The sequence below is a fragment of the Streptomyces lanatus genome (assembly GCF_014655715.1).
Classification (GTDB): Bacteria; Actinomycetota; Actinomycetes; order Streptomycetales; family Streptomycetaceae; genus Streptomyces; species Streptomyces lanatus.
Map to the genome: position 1 here is coordinate 80,328 of NZ_BNBM01000001.1, position 17,230 is coordinate 97,557.

At 70.0% G+C, this 17,230-nt stretch carries 16 protein-coding genes; all 16 read right to left on the reverse strand.

Translation table 11 applies throughout. The annotated features are described in order from the left end of the window. Window positions 1-22: 22 nt before the first annotated feature. The 16 genes from ispG to IE325_RS00450 all read right to left on the reverse strand — a co-directional run bounded on the left by ispG (window position 23) and on the right by IE325_RS00450 (window position 16,986). On the reverse strand, window positions 23-1,180 hold the full coding sequence (ispG, locus tag IE325_RS00380; protein ID WP_190067582.1) for a flavodoxin-dependent (E)-4-hydroxy-3-methylbut-2-enyl-diphosphate synthase: 1,158 nt from the start codon (window positions 1,178-1,180) through the stop codon (window positions 23-25). 4 nt (window positions 1,181-1,184) lie between these two features. Next, window positions 1,185-2,207, reverse strand: coding sequence for an adenosyl-hopene transferase HpnH (gene hpnH / locus IE325_RS00385; RefSeq protein WP_030945596.1), 1,023 nt, complete (start codon window positions 2,205-2,207; stop codon window positions 1,185-1,187). A 5-nt stretch (window positions 2,208-2,212) separates the two neighbouring features. Further along, window positions 2,213-2,854: a phosphorylase family protein gene (locus tag IE325_RS00390; protein WP_190067583.1), complete on the reverse strand. Its 642-nt coding sequence runs from the start codon at window positions 2,852-2,854 to the stop codon at window positions 2,213-2,215. Then, entirely contained in the window at window positions 2,854-4,869 is a 2,016-nt protein-coding gene (shc, locus tag IE325_RS00395) for a squalene--hopene cyclase (protein ID WP_190067584.1), read from the reverse strand. The genes IE325_RS00390 and shc overlap by 1 nt, the downstream gene beginning before the upstream one ends. A 143-nt stretch (window positions 4,870-5,012) precedes the next feature. Next, complete coding sequence (locus tag IE325_RS00400; RefSeq protein ID WP_190068463.1) at window positions 5,013-6,077, reverse strand: polyprenyl synthetase family protein; 1,065 nt, start codon at window positions 6,075-6,077, stop codon at window positions 5,013-5,015. A 71-nt stretch (window positions 6,078-6,148) separates the two neighbouring features. Next, window positions 6,149-7,576, reverse strand: coding sequence for a hydroxysqualene dehydroxylase HpnE (gene hpnE / locus IE325_RS00405; RefSeq protein WP_190067585.1), 1,428 nt, complete (start codon window positions 7,574-7,576; stop codon window positions 6,149-6,151). Continuing rightward, window positions 7,573-7,716: a DUF6380 family protein gene (locus tag IE325_RS46935; protein WP_350895672.1), complete on the reverse strand. Its 144-nt coding sequence runs from the start codon at window positions 7,714-7,716 to the stop codon at window positions 7,573-7,575. The genes hpnE and IE325_RS46935 overlap by 4 nt, the downstream gene beginning before the upstream one ends. Continuing rightward, window positions 7,716-8,663 (reverse strand): presqualene diphosphate synthase HpnD, encoded by a 948-nt coding sequence (gene hpnD, locus IE325_RS00410; RefSeq protein WP_190067586.1) that lies wholly within the window; start codon window positions 8,661-8,663, stop codon window positions 7,716-7,718. The genes IE325_RS46935 and hpnD overlap by 1 nt, the downstream gene beginning before the upstream one ends. Beyond that, on the reverse strand, window positions 8,660-9,559 hold the full coding sequence (gene hpnC / locus IE325_RS00415; RefSeq protein ID WP_190067587.1) for a squalene synthase HpnC: 900 nt from the start codon (window positions 9,557-9,559) through the stop codon (window positions 8,660-8,662). Before hpnC ends, hpnD begins: the two co-directional genes overlap by 4 nt. A gap of 390 nt (window positions 9,560-9,949) precedes the next feature. Beyond that, window positions 9,950-10,729: an ABC transporter ATP-binding protein gene (locus IE325_RS00420; RefSeq protein ID WP_190067588.1), complete on the reverse strand. Its 780-nt coding sequence runs from the start codon at window positions 10,727-10,729 to the stop codon at window positions 9,950-9,952. Continuing rightward, on the reverse strand, window positions 10,722-11,651 hold the full coding sequence (locus IE325_RS00425; RefSeq protein WP_190067589.1) for an ABC transporter permease: 930 nt from the start codon (window positions 11,649-11,651) through the stop codon (window positions 10,722-10,724). The genes IE325_RS00420 and IE325_RS00425 overlap by 8 nt, the downstream gene beginning before the upstream one ends. A 93-nt stretch (window positions 11,652-11,744) precedes the next feature. Continuing rightward, window positions 11,745-12,590, reverse strand: a complete 846-nt coding sequence (locus IE325_RS00430) for a glycosyltransferase family 2 protein (protein ID WP_190068464.1) — start codon at window positions 12,588-12,590, stop codon at window positions 11,745-11,747. Between the two features lie 32 nt (window positions 12,591-12,622). Continuing rightward, a complete protein-coding gene (locus tag IE325_RS00435) occupies window positions 12,623-13,402 on the reverse strand; it encodes a CDP-alcohol phosphatidyltransferase family protein (protein ID WP_190067590.1) in 780 nt (259 codons plus the stop codon). Then, window positions 13,380-14,441, reverse strand: coding sequence for an iron-containing alcohol dehydrogenase family protein (locus tag IE325_RS00440; protein WP_190067591.1), 1,062 nt, complete (start codon window positions 14,439-14,441; stop codon window positions 13,380-13,382). The genes IE325_RS00435 and IE325_RS00440 overlap by 23 nt, the downstream gene beginning before the upstream one ends. Continuing rightward, window positions 14,429-15,181: a phosphocholine cytidylyltransferase family protein gene (locus tag IE325_RS00445; protein WP_086868346.1), complete on the reverse strand. Its 753-nt coding sequence runs from the start codon at window positions 15,179-15,181 to the stop codon at window positions 14,429-14,431. The genes IE325_RS00440 and IE325_RS00445 overlap by 13 nt, the downstream gene beginning before the upstream one ends. Next, window positions 15,178-16,986: a DUF5941 domain-containing protein gene (locus IE325_RS00450; protein ID WP_190067592.1), complete on the reverse strand. Its 1,809-nt coding sequence runs from the start codon at window positions 16,984-16,986 to the stop codon at window positions 15,178-15,180. Before IE325_RS00450 ends, IE325_RS00445 begins: the two co-directional genes overlap by 4 nt. Window positions 16,987-17,230: the final 244 nt, after the last annotated feature.

The following is a 17,230-nucleotide window of genomic DNA, read 5'->3' on the forward strand; positions in this document are numbered from 1 at the left end:
GGCCCCCTTCGGTCCGTGCTGTTCAACTCACGGTGACGGCCGGCTCCCCCGACGCGACGCCGTCCTGTTCCATCTGTTCGGCGATCTTCATCGCCTCTTCGATCAGCGTCTCGACGATCTTGGACTCGGGGACGGTCTTGATGACCTCGCCCTTGACGAAGATCTGGCCCTTGCCGTTGCCGGAGGCGACGCCGAGGTCGGCCTCGCGGGCCTCGCCGGGGCCGTTGACCACACAGCCCATGACGGCCACCCGCAACGGCACTTCCATGCCTTCCAGGCCCGTCGTGACCTCGTCGGCCAGCTTGTAGACGTCGACCTGGGCCCGCCCGCACGACGGGCAGGAGACGATCTCCAGGCGCCGCTGCCTGAGGTTCAGGGACTCCAGGATCTGGATGCCGACCTTGACCTCCTCGGCGGGCGGAGCGCTCAGGGACACCCGGATGGTGTCGCCGACGCCCTGCGACAGCAGCGCTCCGAAGGCGACGGCCGACTTGATCGTGCCCTGGAAGGCTGGCCCGGCCTCCGTCACCCCGAGGTGCAGCGGATAGTCGCACTGCGCCGCGAGCTGCTTGTACGCCTCGATCATGATCACCGGGTCGTTGTGCTTCACCGAGATCTTGATGTCCCGGAAGTCGTGCTCCTCGAACAGCGACGCCTCCCACAGCGCGCTCTCCACGAGGGCTTCCGGAGTGGCCTTGCCGTACTTCTGGAGCAGCCGCCGGTCCAGCGACCCGGCGTTGACGCCGATCCGGATCGGCGTCCCGTGGTCCTTCGCGGCCCGCGCGATCTCCTTGACCTTGTCGTCGAACTGCTTGATGTTGCCGGGATTGACGCGTACGGCCGCACAGCCGGCCTCGATCGCGGCGAACACGTACTTGGGCTGGAAGTGGATGTCCGCGATCACCGGGATCTGCGACTTGCGGGCGATCGTCGCCAGAGCGTCGGCGTCGTCCTGCGTCGGACAGGCGACCCGCACGATCTGGCAGCCCGACGCCGTCAGCTCGGCGATCTGCTGCAAGGTGGCGCCGATGTCCGACGTACGGGTCGTCGTCATCGACTGCACCGACACCGGGGCACCGCCCCCGACCGCCACCGGGCCGACCTGGATCTGCCGCGACACACGTCGCTCGGCGACCGGCCGGACCGGTACCTCGGGGACGCCCAAGGAGATGGCGGTCATGGCGTCACTCCCGGTTTCCGGAGACCGTCTCGCGCATGGCGCGCAGCGACTCCTTCAGCGAGCCCATGGTGGCGAGTACGGCGGTGGGTTCGTAGCCGCAGTGCGCCATGCAGTTGGCGCAGCGCGGGTCCTTGCCGCGGCCGTACTTGTCCCAGTCGGTGTCCTCGATCAGCTCCCGGTACGTCGGGACGTAGCCGTCGCTCATCAGGTAGCAGGGGCGCTGCCAGCCGAACAGCGAGTAGTTCGGGATCGCCCAGGCGGTGCACGGGAAGTCGACCTTGCCCTCGAGGAAGTCGAGGAACAGCGGCGAGTGATTCAGCCGCCACTTCCTGCGGTTGCCGCCCGCGAAGGCCTTCTTGAACAGCTCGCGGGTCTGCTCGACGCCGAGGAAGTGCTCCTGGTCGGGAGCCTTCTCGTAGGCATAGGCGGGCGAGATCATCATCTCGTCGACCTTGAGGTCGTCGTTGAGGAAATTGAGCACCTCGACGATGGTCTGCGGGGTGTCGGTGTTGAAGAAGGTCGAGTTGGTGGTGACCCGGAAGCCGCGCCGCTTGGCCTCCTTGATCGCCTCCACCGCCTCGTCGAACACGCCCTCCTTGGCCACCGACTCGTCGTGGCGCTCGCGCAGGCCGTCGATGTGCACGGCGAAGGCGAAGTAGGGCGAGGGCGTGAACTTGTCCATCTTCTTGCGCAGCAGCATGGCGTTGGTGCACAGGAAGACGTACTTCCGCTTGGCCACCAGCTGGCGCACGATCTCGTCGATCTGCGGGTGCATCAGCGGCTCGCCGCCGGCGATGGACACCATGGGCGCACCGGATTCGAGCACCGCCCCCACGGCCTGGGCCACCGGCATGCGCTGCTTCAGTACTCCGGCCGGGTGCTGGATCTTGCCGCAGCCCTCGCACTTGAGGTTGCAGGCGAACAACGGCTCCAACTCGACGATCAGCGGGAACTTGTCACGCCTGCGGAGCTTCTGTTCGGCCAAGTAAGTAGCGACCTTGATGGACTGACGCAGCGGCATGGCCATCTGGCTCACCTCCTGGGGAGCAGCAAAGAACGGTGCCATTCATAGAATGCGGGTAGAACGGAACGAAGAACGCGGAAAGCTGATATTCCACCGCGCAACGTGCCGATCCGGACGAGTTCATGTTCTGGAGCGTCCACGACCACCCGGACGGCCGCAACCGGGCGCTCGCCCGTGCGGACGGCGCTCAGAAGCGTGACCGCCGACTCCATGTCGACCGCGATTGCGCCGGTCGCGAGCAGATCGGACCGTTCCTGACCACGGACGACATGATCGGAGCCGGTGAGCGGTCCGGTGTGGACGGTGCGGCCCGGGATGGTCCGCACGAGTTCTTTGACGAGTAGGTCGGTCCCCACGCACGGAACGGTTCCCGCCGGATCCCGGGTCTCCTCGGCGACCACCAGATCGCCGGGGTGCATCCCGGGGGCGAGCCCCGCGCAGAAGCCGGTGGCGAGGACGGCGGCCCCGCTGAGGGCGGGATCGGCCAGGACACGGGTGACGGAGCGTTCCGCCGCCCGGGGTCCCATGCCCGTACGGAGCACCGTGACCGGCCCGCCGGCTCCACCGCGCTCGCCGGCGCGCAGGGCGAACTGCTCGATGCCGAGCGCGCAGGCGATCAGCAGCGGGGCCGGGGCGGGCTGTGGGCTCATCAGCTCCCCTTGGCCTCGGCGAGAGCCGCCCCGGCCTTGTCGGCGAAGGGCTCTCCGTGGACGTACCGGCCGAGCGCGGTCAGCGGGAAGACCTGCCGGTAGAGGTGGTAGTTGATGGAGAAGTCCCAGGGGAATCCGGTGCCGGTGAAGTACGGCTCGTCCCAGGAGCCGTCCTCGCGCTGGGTGGCGGCGAGCCACTCGATGCCGCGCTCGGCGGCCTTGGAGTCCCGCTCCCCCGCCGCGAGCAGCGCCATCAGCGCCCACGCGGTCTGCGAGGCGGTCGAGGCGCCCTTGCCGCTCCACTCCTTGACGTATTTGTAGGAGCGCAGGTCCTCGCCCCAGCCGCCGTCGTCGTTCTGGACGGACTCCAGCCAGGTGACGGCGCGCCGGATCGCGGGGTGCGAGCCCGGGATGCCGGCGGCCACCAGGGCGGGTACGACGGATCCGGTGCCGTAGACGTAGTTCACGCCCCAGCGCCCGAACCAGGAGCCGTCCGGTTCCTGCTCGGCGAGCAGCCAGCGGATGCCGCGCCGGGTGCGCGGGTCGTGGGCGAGGCCCTCGACCGCGAGCATCTCGACCACGTGCGCGGTGACGTCCGCCGAGGGCGGGTCGATGACCTCGCCGAAGTCGCAGAACGGCAGCCGGTTGGGGAAGGGGCTGGTGTTGTCGACGTCGAAGGCGCCCCACGCGCCGTTGCGCGACTGCATCCCGAGATTCCAGCGCACCCCGCGGCCGATCGCCTTCTCCACGCGCTCCGGATCATGGTGCCGGACCCGGCGCAGCGCGAGGACCACCTCGGCGGTGTCGTCGATGTCGGGGTAGTTGTCGTTGTGGAACTCGAACGCCCAGCCCCCCGGCGGCAGTTCGGGCCGCTTGACCGCCCAGTCGCCGGGCCGGACGATCTCCTCGCCCAGCATCCAGTCGGCTGCCTTGACGAGCTGCGGATGGTCGGCGGGTACGCCCGCGTCCACCAGCGCGATGGTGGCGAGGCAGGTGTCCCAGACCGGCGACTGGCAGGCCTCGATCATCCGGGCCCCGTCCTCGCGCCACACGGCGAAGCGGTCAAGGGACGCCAGCCCCTCGCGCATCACGGGGTGTTCGAGGTCGTAGCCGAGCAGTCGCAGCGCGATGATCGAGTACACCGCCGGCGGCTGGATACCGCCCCAGCAGCCGTCGTTCTCCTGCCGCTCGATGATCCAGCGGGCGGCGCTGTTCATGGCGGCTCTGCGCAGCCTGCGCGGGGCGACCTTGCGCAGTTGGTGCAGGGCTTTATCGAGCCGCTGGAAGGCGCCGTCCCAACTGGCCACCGGGGCAAGGGGCTTGAGCGGATTCGGGTCGGCCGGGTCGGTGTGCAGTTCGTCCAGCGGGAAGGGCGCGGGCCGTACCGGGCGCTTCGCGGAGACGATCGTCAGGGGGACTATCGTCTGCCGGGCCCAGCACCCGAAGTCGTAGATGTTGAGCGGGAACCACTTGGGGAAGTAGATGAGTTCCGGCGGGAGTTCGGGCAGGTCCTCCCACTTCCACCAGCCGAACAGGGCCAGCCAGATCCGGGTGAAGACCCGGGAGGCGGCGATGCCGCCCTGCTCACGGATCCAGGCGGAGGCCCGCGCCATGTGCGGGGCGTCCGGCGCGTCACCGGCCAGGCGCAGGGCGACGTACGCCTCGATGGTCGCGGAGAGTTCGCCGGGGGCGCCGTAGAAGGTGCCCCAGGTGCCGTCCTCGCGCTGCTCCCCGCGGATGAAGAGCGCGGCGGCCCGGGTGGTCTTCTCGTCGCGGATGCCCAGGAACTGACGGAGCAGCAGGTCCTCGGCGTCCATGGTGACGTTCGTCTCGAGGTCGCCCTTCCACCAGCCCTGGGCGTCCTGCTTCGCCAGCAGGAAATCGGTGGCACGCCGTACCGCGTGTTCGGCGACCTCGTGCACCCCGGCCGCCACGGGAGTCTCGCTGTCGGTGTCGCTGGCCGCGGCTGCCCGGGGCGCCGGCGCCCCGGTGCTTCCGTCGGTCGTCGCTGTCATGGCTTCCCCTTCGTGCAGTGCTCCTGGTAGTGCGTCTGCTGTGGGTCCGCCGTCGGCCGGTGCGCTTCTTCCAGCGACACCGGCCGGCGACTACGCGAGGGCTATTCGACCGATACTGATCATCTCTTTTCGCCCGCTGGTGATCATCTCTTCCGTACGACGACGAAGTCGGCGAGCGCCGTGAACCGCGCCCGCACCTGCTCGGGCATGTCGACGGCGTCGAGGGCCTCGACGGCGATGGTGTGCTGTCGGCGCGCCTCCGCGGCGGTCCACTCACGGCCGCCCGCCTCCTCGATGAGGGCGGCGCGGGCGGCGAACTCCTCCTCGGAGAAGTTCTCGAAGTCGCTGCTCTTGGCGTCGGCGGCGAGGATCTCGCCGAGCCGCTCGGAGGCGGGGCCGCCCGCCGCGAGCGCGGCCACGACCGGCAGGGACTTCTTGCGCTGGCGCAGATCGCTCCAGGTCTGCTTGCCGGTGGCTTCCGGGTCGCCCCAGATGCCGAGCAGGTCGTCGATGGCCTGGAAGGCGAGGCCCAGGTGGTAGCCGTACTTCTCCAGGGTGTCGGCGGTACGGTCGTCCGCGCCGCCGAGCACCGCGCCGATGGAGCTGGCGCAGGCCAGCAGGGCGCCGGTCTTGTTGCCCTCCATCTCCAGGCACTCCTCGACGCCGACGCGGTCGCGGTGCTCGAAGGAGATGTCCTGCGCCTGACCGTCGATGAGGGCGCGGGTGGCGGTGGTCAGCCGGCGGGTGGCGCGGCCCGCCTCCACCGTACCGAGCTCCAGCAGCACCTCGTTGGCCAGCGCGAACATGGCGTCGCCGACGAGGATGGCCTGGGCCGGGCCGTGCACCTTCCAGACGGTGTCGCGGTGACGGCGCTGCTCGTCGCCGTCCATCAGGTCGTCGTGCAGCAGGGAGAAGTTGTGGACCAGCTCGACGGCGACCGCACCGGGGATGCCGACCTCGGGCGCGGCTCCGGTGATCTCGGCGGAGAGGACCGCGAGGGCGGGGCGTACGGCCTTGCCGCCGTCGCCGGCCGTGGGGTTGCCGTCGGCGTCGATCCAGCCGAAGTGGTAGGCGGAAACGGTGTCCATGGGAGGGGCCAGGCGGTCGACGGCCGCCCGCAGTACCGGTGTCGTCAGGGTCCTACCGCGCTCCAGGAGCGCGGTGACGTCCACCGCGGTCTCTCGAGCGGCCTTCGAGGCCGGGGGCACAGTGGGCACGTTCTCTCCTCTTGTTGCGGTACCGGGGGTGCGGGAGCCTGCCGCCGTGCGCTCGTTCAGCATCACGCCGCCTCCTCGACGCTGAAGAGGTGGCTGGGGCGGGGCCGGCCCAGGGCGCTCAGCGCGGCGCCGGCCGCACTCACGCCACTGCGGACCGCACTCTCCATGGTCGCGGGCCACCCTGTGGCGGTCCACGCTCCGGCCAGGTAGAGGCCGGATGCCTTGGTACGGGCGCCGGGCCGCAGCCGCCCGACGCCTGGGGTGGGAGCGAATGTCGCCGTGCGCTCCCTGGTCACGAAGAAATCCTTGACGTGCGCGCCCCGCGCGCCGGGCAACAGCCGTTCCAGCTCGGGCAGATACCGCTCACGCAGGGCGGCGACGGGTTCGTCGATCTCGTCCTGCGCGGCCGACTGGGACAGAGCGAGGTACTGGCCGTCCCGGAGCCCGGAGGCCTCGGTGCGGTCGAACACCCACTGCACGGGGGTGCCGAGGGCCGTGAGGAACGGTGTGCTCAGCACCTTGCGGTCGTAGACGACATGGACGTTCAGGATCGGCGCCGTGCCGATCTCCAGGAGCTTTTCGGGGGCGTCGAGTGCGCCGTCGGGCAGCAGGTCGTACGCCTCGCGCTGGGCCACGGCGAGCACGACCGCGTCCGCGTGCAGCGTCTCACCGGGAACCTCGACGCTCCAACGTCCGTTCTCGTCAGAGGAGATGGAGGTGACGCGTGTACGGACCTCGGTACGGACGCCCGCGGTGTCGAGCGCCTTGCGGGCCAGCCGGTCATGCAGTTCACCCAGCGGGACGTGCGCCCATCCGATGTCGGCGGCGCCCGGGTCGGACAGCAGACCGGTCTTGAACACCATCGCGGCGAGCCCCAGCGAGGCGTCGCCCGCGACCGCGTTGAGGGTGGCGACCCCGACCAGGTCCCACAGGGCCTCGACGGCACGCGCCGACTGACCGTGCGCGGTCAGCCAGCTGCCGAAGTCCTGGGTGTCCAGGGTCGGATCGGCGAGGTCGAGCCCCTTGAGCGCGAGCGCGGCACGGCCGACCTTGGCGCGTTCGGCGAGGGAGAGATGCGGATAGGTCGCCAGGCTCCGGCCCAGGTGCAGGGGTACGGGCAGGGCGTCGCGCCGCAGTCTGCCGAGCCGTCGGCCCTCGGGCTTGTCGAGGTCGAGCACGGGCACGTCGAGACGATCCTGGAGCGGAGCCAGCGCCGTCCCCTCGATCCGGTCGAGGAACCAGCGGTAGGCGGTGCAGCAGCGCAGATAGACGTGCTGTCCGTTGTCGACGGTCAGATCGCCGCGCTGGAAGGAGAAGGCCAGGCCACCCAGCCTCGGCCTGCCCTCGATCAGGGTGACCCGGACGCCCGCGTCGGCGAGCGCGAGTGCGGAGGTGATGCCGGCGAGCCCGCCGCCGATCACGACGGCGTCCCGCCCCGAGTGTCCCGGGATGTCCGCGAGCGACCCCTCCGGCCGTGTGCCCTCGGTCATCGTGCACCCTCCCCTGCGCGGCCGCCGCGCCGATGGTTCAACGGTCCACGGCCGGTCGTCTCAGTCAGGGACGCCGCATGGGAGCGGAGGGTTGCCTGCCGCTTTTCGCCGGTGGCATCACCTTGGGCCGGAATGTCCATCAGGCGCGCCTCCTGACGGTTCGGGTGACATGCCGGGCGTCCAGACCGGACAGACCGCGCACGGCGACGTACGCCTTCTCGCGCCCGGGCAGGGAGACCCGGCCGCGCAGCACGGCCTCCGGGTCACGCTCGATGCGGTCCAGGAGTCGGCGGTAGATACCGGCCATGGCGGCGACGCAGGCGCCGCTGCGCCGGTCGAGCATGGGGAGCAGCCGGTAGCCCTCGGCGAAAAGGGCGCGGGCCCGTCGCACTTCGAAGTGGACGAGGCCCGCGAAGTCGGAGCCCTCCGGTGGGGTCGGCCCGCTGAAGCCGGCCGAGCAGCCGAATTTGGCGAGGTCGTCGGAGGGCAGATAGGTGCGCCCTCCCTCGGCGTCCTCCCGGACATCACGCAGGATGTTGGTCAGCTGCAGGGCGAGCCCGAGCGTGTCGGCGTACTCGGGAGCGCGTTCGGCGCCGCGCGCACCCGGTTCGGTGCCGAAGACGCCGAGCGAGAGCCGCCCGATGGCGCCGGCCACACAGCGGCAGTAGGCCTTCAGATCGTCCCAGGTCTCGTAGGTCTCCCCGCGTACGTCCATCAGGACGCCGTCGATCAGCTCGTCCAGTCCGCCGAGGGGGATCGGGAAGACGTCGGCGGCGTGGGCGAGGGCCACGGCCACGGGGTCGACGTCGTCCTCGTCGACCTCACGGTCGCGGATCCGGGTCAGCAGCTGACGGGTGTCCTCGAGTCTGGCGACCTTGACGTCGCCGGTCAGGGCGCCGTCGCCGATGTCGTCGACGCGGCGCGAGAACGCGTACAGCGCCGACATGGCGCGGCGCTTGGACGTGGGCAGCAGCCTGATGCCGTAGGCGAAGTTACGGGCCTGCTGCCCGGTGACGGCCTCGCAGTAGCTGTAGGCGGCGAGTACCGGTGCGGACGCGTGTGGTGCAGACTCCACGGTCCGGATCACCCCTCTCCTCGCAGAGTCACGCCCACCTCACGCAGCAGCTGGCGCTTGCTGGCCTTGGGCGGGCCGGGAAGTACGTCGTATTCGGCGGCGGCGATCGCACGGATCGCCGCCCTTCCCCCCGCCACGAAACCCGCGAGCAGCAGCTTGAGCCTGCCGTGGACGCTACCCACCAGGGGGGTGCCTTCATTCAGGAGGAGCCGGGCACGTTCGGCTTCGTATGCAACCAGTGCGCGCACCGATGCGCCCGCTGTTTCTGCCGCGAGATCGGTTTCCTGCACGTGAAAGCGCTTCATGTCCGCCGCGGGCAGATAGATCCGGTCACGGCCGAGATCCTCGGCGACGTCCTGGAGGTGCTCGACGATCTGCAGCGCGGTGCACACCGCGTCGGAGAGGCGGATCCGCTCGGGCGTCTCGGTGCCGGTGACGGCGAGGACGAGGCGGCCGACGGGGTTGGCGGAGAGTTCGCAGTAGGCAAGCAGATCGTCGTAGGTCTCGTAGCGTCCGACGAGCTGGTCCTGGCGGTTGGCGGCGATCAGGCCGAGAAAGGGCTCGGGGGTGAGCGAGCGGCGGCGGACCGTCGGCTGGAGGCGGCGCAACAGGGGGTGGCTCGGGGTGCCGTCGAAGACGCGGCGCAGGTCGGCCTCGAAGGCGTCGAGCAGGATCAGGCGGTCCTCGGCGTCCTCGGGCGGTACGCCCAGCAGTCGGGCGTCGGCGCCGCCGGGAGCGAGATCGCCGTCGCCGATGTCGTCGACCAGGCGGGCGAAGCCGTAGACGGCCATGAGGTCGGTTCGCCAGGCCCTGGGCAGGAAGAACGGGGCCACGGGGAAGTTCTCCGCTGCGGCTTTGTCGAGCGTGCCGCGCTCCGGATCGTCGGAGGGCGCGCCGGTTCGGTTCACCGTGGGCTGCCCGGGGCGGGGACGGCGCAGGCGGAGGCGTTGAGCTGGGGAGTTTCCGTAGCCATTGCCGTCACATCTCCCGTTCTACACCGCAGACCCAATGCACACTATTTCGGACACGCCGCCCGGCTGTCCGCGCCGCGGCCCGGAGAGAGGGGTGTCGCGCCTTATCGCCCCACTTGCCGCGTTTCGGTACCGGTACAGCTTACGTTGTACAACGCACCGAGGCCCTTGGGGGCGTCCTGCACATCACAACAACACACCGATTGATGTCAAGATTCCTGGCACCGGCCGGAGTTGACGTTTCCTTTGCAGACGCGGGCCCCGCCGGGGCAGTTCCGGCGGGGCTCCGGGAAAGGCGCTGGGCCGCTTGGCCCATGTCCGGGTGGACTACTTGCCCGTGAACTTCTCGTACTCCTTGAGGACCTCGTCGGTCGGGCCGTCCATGCGCAGCTCGCCGCGTTCCAGCCACAGCACGCGGTTGCAGGTGTCGCGGATCGACTTGTTGTTGTGGCTGACCAGGAACACCGTGCCGGCTTCCTTGCGCAGTTCACGGATGCGGTCCTCGGAGCGCTTCTGGAACTTGCGGTCGCCGGTGGCCAGCGCCTCGTCGATCATGAGGACGTCGTGGTCCTTGGCGGCGGCGATGGAGAAGCGCAGCCGGGCCGCCATGCCGGAGGAATAGGTGCGCATGGGCAGGGTGATGAAGTCGCCCTTCTCGTTGATGCCGGAGAAATCGACGATGCCCTGGTAGCGCTCCTTGATCTGCTCGCGGGTCATGCCCATGGCGAGCCCACCCAATATGACGTTGCGCTCGCCGGTGAGGTCGTTCATCAGTGCCGCGTTCACACCGAGCAGGGAGGGCTGGCCGTCGGTGAAGACCTTGCCCTTCTCTGGCGGGAGCAGTCCGGCGATGGCGCGCAGCAGGGTGGACTTGCCGGAGCCGTTGGAGCCGATCAGGCCGATGGCCTCGCCCCGGTAGGCGACGAAGGAGACGCCGCGTACGGCGTGCACCTTGCGTACGCCCCGCTCCTCGCCGCGCTTCATGATGCGGCTGAGGGCGGCGGTGGCGCTGCCCTTGCCGGACTTGGCGCCGTTGACGCGGTAGACGATGTGCAGCTCGTCCGCGATGACGGTGGGGATGTGCGCATCCGCCCTCTGCTCAGCCACGGCCGTACCTCTCCTCCGCCTTCCAGAAGTACACGAAGCCGCCGACCGCGAACAGCACGGCCCATCCGGCGGCCGCCGCCCAGACGTGGTCGGGCAGCTGCGTGTGGTCGTAGCCGTCGATGAGAGCGAAGCGCATCAGGTCCATGTAGACCGCGGCCGGGTTCCACTGCAGGACGGTGGCGATCCAGTCTGGCTTGCCCTTGAGCATGATCGGGATGGAGAACATCACCCCGGACGCGTACATCCACGTACGCATCACGAACGGCATCAGCTGCGCCAGGTCGGGGGTCTTGGCGCCGGCGCGGGCCATGATCAGGGCGAGGCCGGTGTTGAAGAGGAACTGAAGGACCAGCACCGGCAGGATCAGCACCCAGCTGAGCTTCGGATAGCTGCCGAAGCCGATCGCCACGACGAACAGCACGATCATCGAGTACAGCAGCTGCTGGAGCTGCTGGAGCGCGAAGGAGATGGGGAGCGACGCGCGCGGGAAGTGCAGTGCGCGCACCAGGCCCAGGTTGCCCGAGATCGCGCGGACGCCCGCCATCACCGAGCTCTGGGTGAAGGTGAACACGAAGACGCCGGTGACCAGGAACGGGATGTACACCTCGCGGGGCATGCCCCGGTCGGCCTGGAGGATCACGCCGAAGATGAAGAAGTACACGGCCGCGTTCAGCAGCGGCGTGGCCACCTGCCAGAGCTGGCCGAGCTTCGCCTGGCTGTACTGGGCGGTCAGCTTCGCCCGCGAGAACGCGAGGATGAAGTGCCGCCGGTCCCAGAGCTGACGGACGTACTCGAACAGCGAGGGCCGGGCGCCGCTCACAGCGAGCCCGTACTTGGCGGCCAGCTGGGCCGCCGTGAGTCCCTCGTCGGGCGACGGCGGCGCGCTCACCGCGACCGAGCCGTCGTGCGTTGTCTCACTCACCAGTTGAAACTTTCGTCTTCGAGATGCGCAGACTGTGCGGGCCTGGCATGAACCTGGGGCCGTCGGGCCCGGTCACTCTCAGGGTCGAGCTTGTCAGATGACGGGAGGTCGGCCCAGTCGAGTCAGCCGCCACACCGTACGCCACTTCATGGGCCTGCGGGGACCGCACGGAGTGGTCCAGCCTTCCCTGAATCCGCCGAACCATGCCCGGAGGGCGGGGCGGGAGGGGCGCCGGGCCAGCGTGAGCAGCATCCAGACGCCCAGATAGACCGGGACAAGGGGGGCGGGGAGGTTGCGGCGAGCGAGCCAGACGCGGTTGCGGGCCACCATGCGGTGGTAGACCGCGTGCCGCGAGGGCGCGGTCGTCGGGTGGAACAGCACCATGTCCGACCGGTAATCGATCATCCAGCCCGCGTCGAGGGCCCGCCATGCAAGGTCGGTTTCCTCGTGGGCGTAGAAGAATTCGTCCGGGAGTCCGCCGACTTCGGCGAAGACCTGGGTGCGTACGGCGTTGGCGCCGCCGAGGAAGGTGGTGACCCGGGAGGAGCGCATCGGGTCGGCCGCGCGCAGCCGGGGGACGTGGCGGCGCTGGGTGACCCCGGTGTCGGGGTCGGCGATACGGAAGCTGACGATGCCGAGCTTCGGGTCTGCCGTGAAGGCCTCGCGGCAGAGTTCGGCGGTGTCGTGGTGGGCGAGGAGGCCGTCGTCGTCGAGGAAGAGCAATATGTCGACGTCGCGGCCGCTGGGGCCGAATGCCTCTATGCCGACGTTGCGGCCGCCGGGGATGCCGAGGTTCTCGGGCAGCTCGATGGTGCGCACGCCCTCGGGGACGTCGGGCACCGGGGAGCCGTTGCCGACGACGACCACCTCGACCTTGTCGCCGTCCTGCTTGGCGACCGAGTCGAGCAGGGCCCGTAGCTCGTCGGGGCGGTTGCCCATGGTGATGATCACCGCGCCGACCTTCACGCCGGTCACTTCAGCCTGCTGGAGGCGAGGATGGACACGAGGTGCAGCAGGGTCTGGAGCAGGGCGATGCCGGCGAGCACGGCGACGCCGAGCCGGGAGAAGAACAGGTCGCCGCGGACCTGGTCGGCGATCGCCAGGACCAGGATCAGCAGCGAGGCCTCGATGCCGAGGATGAGGCGATGGAACTTCAGCAGAGCGGCGGCCTTGCGGGCCATCGCCATGCCGGAAGAGCGCATCTCGGACGCGGCCTCCTGCACCGGCGGCTTGCCGGCCTGGTGGCGGGCGACGCCGACCAGGTCGGTCTCGGCCTTGATCAGGATCGCGCCGAGCGCGGCCAGCGTGCCGAGGAAGGCCCACAGCCAGTCGATACGGCCGCTGCCCCACAGGTCGGCGGCGCGCAGCCCGAATCCGACGAGCACGGCGGCGTCGGTGAGGTAGGCGCCGACCCGGTCCAGGTAGACGCCGTTGAGCGAGTACTGCTTCTTCCAGCGGGCGATCTCGCCGTCGACGCAGTCCAGGAGGAGATACATCTGGACGCACACCACGCCCAGGACGGCGCCCGTGATCCCCGGCACCAGGAGCGCCGGGGCCGCGAGCACACCGAAGACGGTCATCAGGTACGTGAGCTGGTTGGGCGTGACCCTGGTGTTCACCAGGTAGCGGTCGACCCGCAGGGACACCTCTCGCATGTAGAGGCGTCCCATCCAGTGCTCACCGCTGCGCCGGTCCTTCACCCCCGCGGGGTGAACGACGGGGCGGAGTTCAGCTACCGATGGCCTTGACATAGTCGGCGTAGATGTCCTTGATCTGGTCGGTTGTCAGGTCGAGGTGTTCGAGGATCGTGTAGCGGCCGGGCCGGGTCTGCGGAGCGAACTCCACGGCGCGGACGAACTCGTCGTCCGTGAAGCCGATCTCCTCCGGCAGGACCGGCAGACCGTGCCGACGCAGCACCTCGGCCATGTAGGCCGACTCCTCGTGGGCTCCGCGCAGATACATCGCGAAGGCCGCGCCCAGGCCGCACTGCTCGCCGTGGCTCGCGGCACGCTTGGGGAACAGCAGGTCGAAGGCGTGGTTGATCTCGTGGCACGAGCCCGAGGCCGGGCGCGAGTCGCCGGAGATCGACATGGCGACGCCGGTGAGGACCAGCGCCTCGGCGAGGACCTGGAGGAAGTCGTTGTCGCCGACTCCGCCCGGGTGCCGGAGCACGGCCTCGCCGGCCTGTCGGGCCATGGCGGCCGCGAGGCCGTCGATCTTCTCGCCCTTGACGCGGTTGGCGAGCTCCCAGTCGGCGATCGCGTTGATGTTGGAGATCGCGTCGCCGATGCCCGCGCGCACGAAACGCACCGGGGCCTCGCGGATGACGTCGAGGTCGATGACGGCCGCTATCGGGTTGGGCACGCCGTACGATCCGCGGCCCGCGTCGTTGTCGAGGGTCGCGACGGGCGAGCACAGGCCGTCGTGCGCGAGGTTCGTCGGTACGGCGACCAGCGGCAGGCCGACCCGCGCCGCGGCGAACTTGGCACAGTCGATGATCTTGCCACCGCCGAGGCCGACGACCGCGTCGTAGTGGCCGGCCTTCATCTCGCCGGCCAGCCGGATCGCGTCGTCGAGAGTGCCACCGCCGACCTCGTACCAGGTGGCACCGGGCAGCGAGGGAGCGAGCCGCTCCCTGAGCGTCGCGCCGGATCCGCCGCTGACGGCGACGGCGAGCTTGCCGGAGTGCGAGATGCGCTCGTCGGCGAGCACACAGGCCAGGTCGTCCAGGGCACCCGGGCGAATGTCGACGACGACCGGCGAGGGAATCAGCCGGGTCAGTACTGGCATGCGATCTCCCGTCCGCGGGCGAGATCGTCGTGGTTGTCGATCTCGACCCACTTGACGTCGCCGATCGGCGCCACGTCGATGCGGAAGCCGCGGTTCACGAGCTCCTGATAACCGTGCTCGTAGAACTGCTGCGGGTCGGTCTCCCACACGGCCTTGAGGGCGTCGGCCAGCTCGGGGGCGGCGTCGCCCTCGATGAGGGTGACGCCGATGTACTCCCCGGTGGCCTCGGCGGGGTCCATCAGCTTGGTGATCTTCGTCATGCCCTTGGCGGGGTCGACGACGACCTTCATCTCCTCGTCGGCGAGGCTCTTCACCGTGTCCAGGGCGAGGATGATGCGACGGCCCTCACCGCGGGCGGCGAGCAGCGTCTTCTCGACGGAGACCGGGTGGACGGTGTCGCCGTTGGCGAGGATCACGCCGTCCTTGAGGGCGTCACGTCCGCACCACAGGGAGTAGGCGTTGTTCCACTCCTCGGCCTTGTCGTTGTCGATGAGGGTGAGCTTGAGGCCGTACTTCGCCTCAAGGGCCGCCTTGCGCTCGTACACCGCTTCCTTGCGGTAGCCGACGATGATCGCGACCTCGGTCAGCCCGATCTCGGCGAAGTTCGCCAGGGTCAGGTCGAGAACCGTGGGTTCGCCTTCTATGCCCGCGGGCCCCACCGGCACCAGAGCCTTGGGAAGGCTGTCGGTGTAGGGGCGCAGACGCCGTCCGGCGCCGGCCGCCAGCACGAGGCCGATCATGCGGGTTCTCCTTCATCGTGTACGGCGGGCGCCCCGGAGGACACCCAGAAGCGGATGCTCTCGACGAGCACCACGAGGGCGACGGCCACGGCGAGGACCGTGAGCGCGACCGTGAACTGCGAGGCGGAGAGCACCGCGGCGAGAACGGTGACGAGCAACGTCCGTCCTTCGTGCCCCCCGATGGCGCGCACCAGCCAGGCCGGCGGCGCTCCGGCGTTGCCGCGGATGCGGTACACCGTGTCGTAGTGATGGTAGGCGACGGCGGCCACCAGTCCGAAAGCCGCAGGAAGGGCTCCGTTTACCTCGGCTTTAACTGCGAGGACGAGGACGGTGCCGTACTCGGCGGCCCGGAACAGGGGCGGGACCAGCCAGTCGAGGGCGCCCTTGAGGGGCAGGGCGACGGCTGCGGCCGAGGTGATGACATAGAGCAGGGCCAGGGCGATCGGCAGCGCGCTGCCGTACGCCGAGAGCCCGGCGGCCGCGACGAGCAGCGCCGCGCCCGGCAGCGCGACCAGGGCGCGGGAGCCGAGCGGCCCGCGGGCGGGCAGCTTCCTCAGCAGCCCGGCGAGGCCCTCGGAGAGCGGCCCGCTGTCCGCGAGGTCCGCCAGCGCCTGCGCCGCGCGGTCCGTCCGTGTCGCCTTGCGTGTGATGGACCTCAGCACGCGGCCCGCCGTCGTATAGGTCGCGGCGAAGGCGCAGCCGATGAGGAGTGCGTAGAAGGTGATGCGCGGGGTCGTGGCCGCCGTCAGGATCGCGATCATCGCCCAGCGCTCGCCGATGGGCAGAACGATCATCCGGCGCACCCAGACCGTCCAGCCGACGCTGTCGAGCTTGTCGGAGAGTGCTGCGGTGGGGCTGGTGTTGGCGGTGGCGTCGTGGTTGGCCTCGTTGAAGGAGAAGTCCACGACATGCCGGCAGGTCTGGAGGACCATCGCGCCGAGGGCGAGGGCCCAGACGTCGTCGCCGCCGCGGGCCGCGCCGAGGGCGAGGCCGGCGTAGTAGGCGTACTCCTTGGCGCGGTCGAAGGTGGCGTCGAGCCAGGCGCCGAGCGTGGAGTACTGCAGGGAGTAGCGGGCCAGCTGGCCGTCGGTGCAGTCCAGGACGAACGAGAAGATCAGCAGCAGGCCCGCCGCTATGAAGCCGACCCGGGTGCCGGTGGCCGCGCAGCCCGCCGCGATGAGCGCGGTGATCAGGGAGGCGGTGGTGACCTGGTTCGGGGTCAGGCCCCGGCGGGCGCACCAGCGGGCGATGTAGCGGGAGTACGGGCTGACGCAGTAGGTCGTGAAGAAGCCGTCGCGGGCCTTCACGGCCGACTTCAGGCGTACGGCCTCGTCGTCGACGGAGGCGACGGCCTGCCGCGCCTCGTTGCGGGCCTGCGGGTCGGCCGGAACGACGGCGACCAGGCTGCCGAGCTCGGGGCGGTGGACGTCGGTGCCGTCGTCGTCCAGGGCGGTGACGACGCGGTCGGCGAGGCTGTCGACGGCGACCGCCGCACCGCCGCCCGCGGAGGTCTCGCGGGCCATGGCGCGGGTCAGGGCCTTGCGGCCGGCCGCCTGGGCGGTCACGGCGCCCGGGATCGCGGCGAGCGGGAAGCGCGGGTCGGTCAGACCGAGGCGCAGCGCGTGCTGGTGGCCGACGAAGCGGGCGTCGATCAGGGCGACGCGCTGGTCGCCGGGGACCTGGGCGAGGAGCGTCTCGGCGTCGGCCGGGTCGGCGGCGACCCGCACGTCGTAGCCGAGGGACCGCAGATCGCCCTCGATCGACGATCCGGGGACCGGCTGACCGGTGAGGATGGCGGTCGACAACCGAACTCACTCCCTGTACGTGGGTGGCAGCGCCTGTTGGCCGGGGCCGTGTCAAATGCCTGGCCGGGCGGCGTGTCGGCAGAGGCTATCGGATGATTGGAAGCCAACGTTCACCGGCCGTTCGGCGAAGCGATCGGCAGGATTTGCCGAAACCCGGCCGCGATCATCATCAGGGATCTCAGGGCCGCCCCACAAACTCGTGCGTACAGAACGGGGCATCGGCGACATTGCGCAGCGCGCGAAG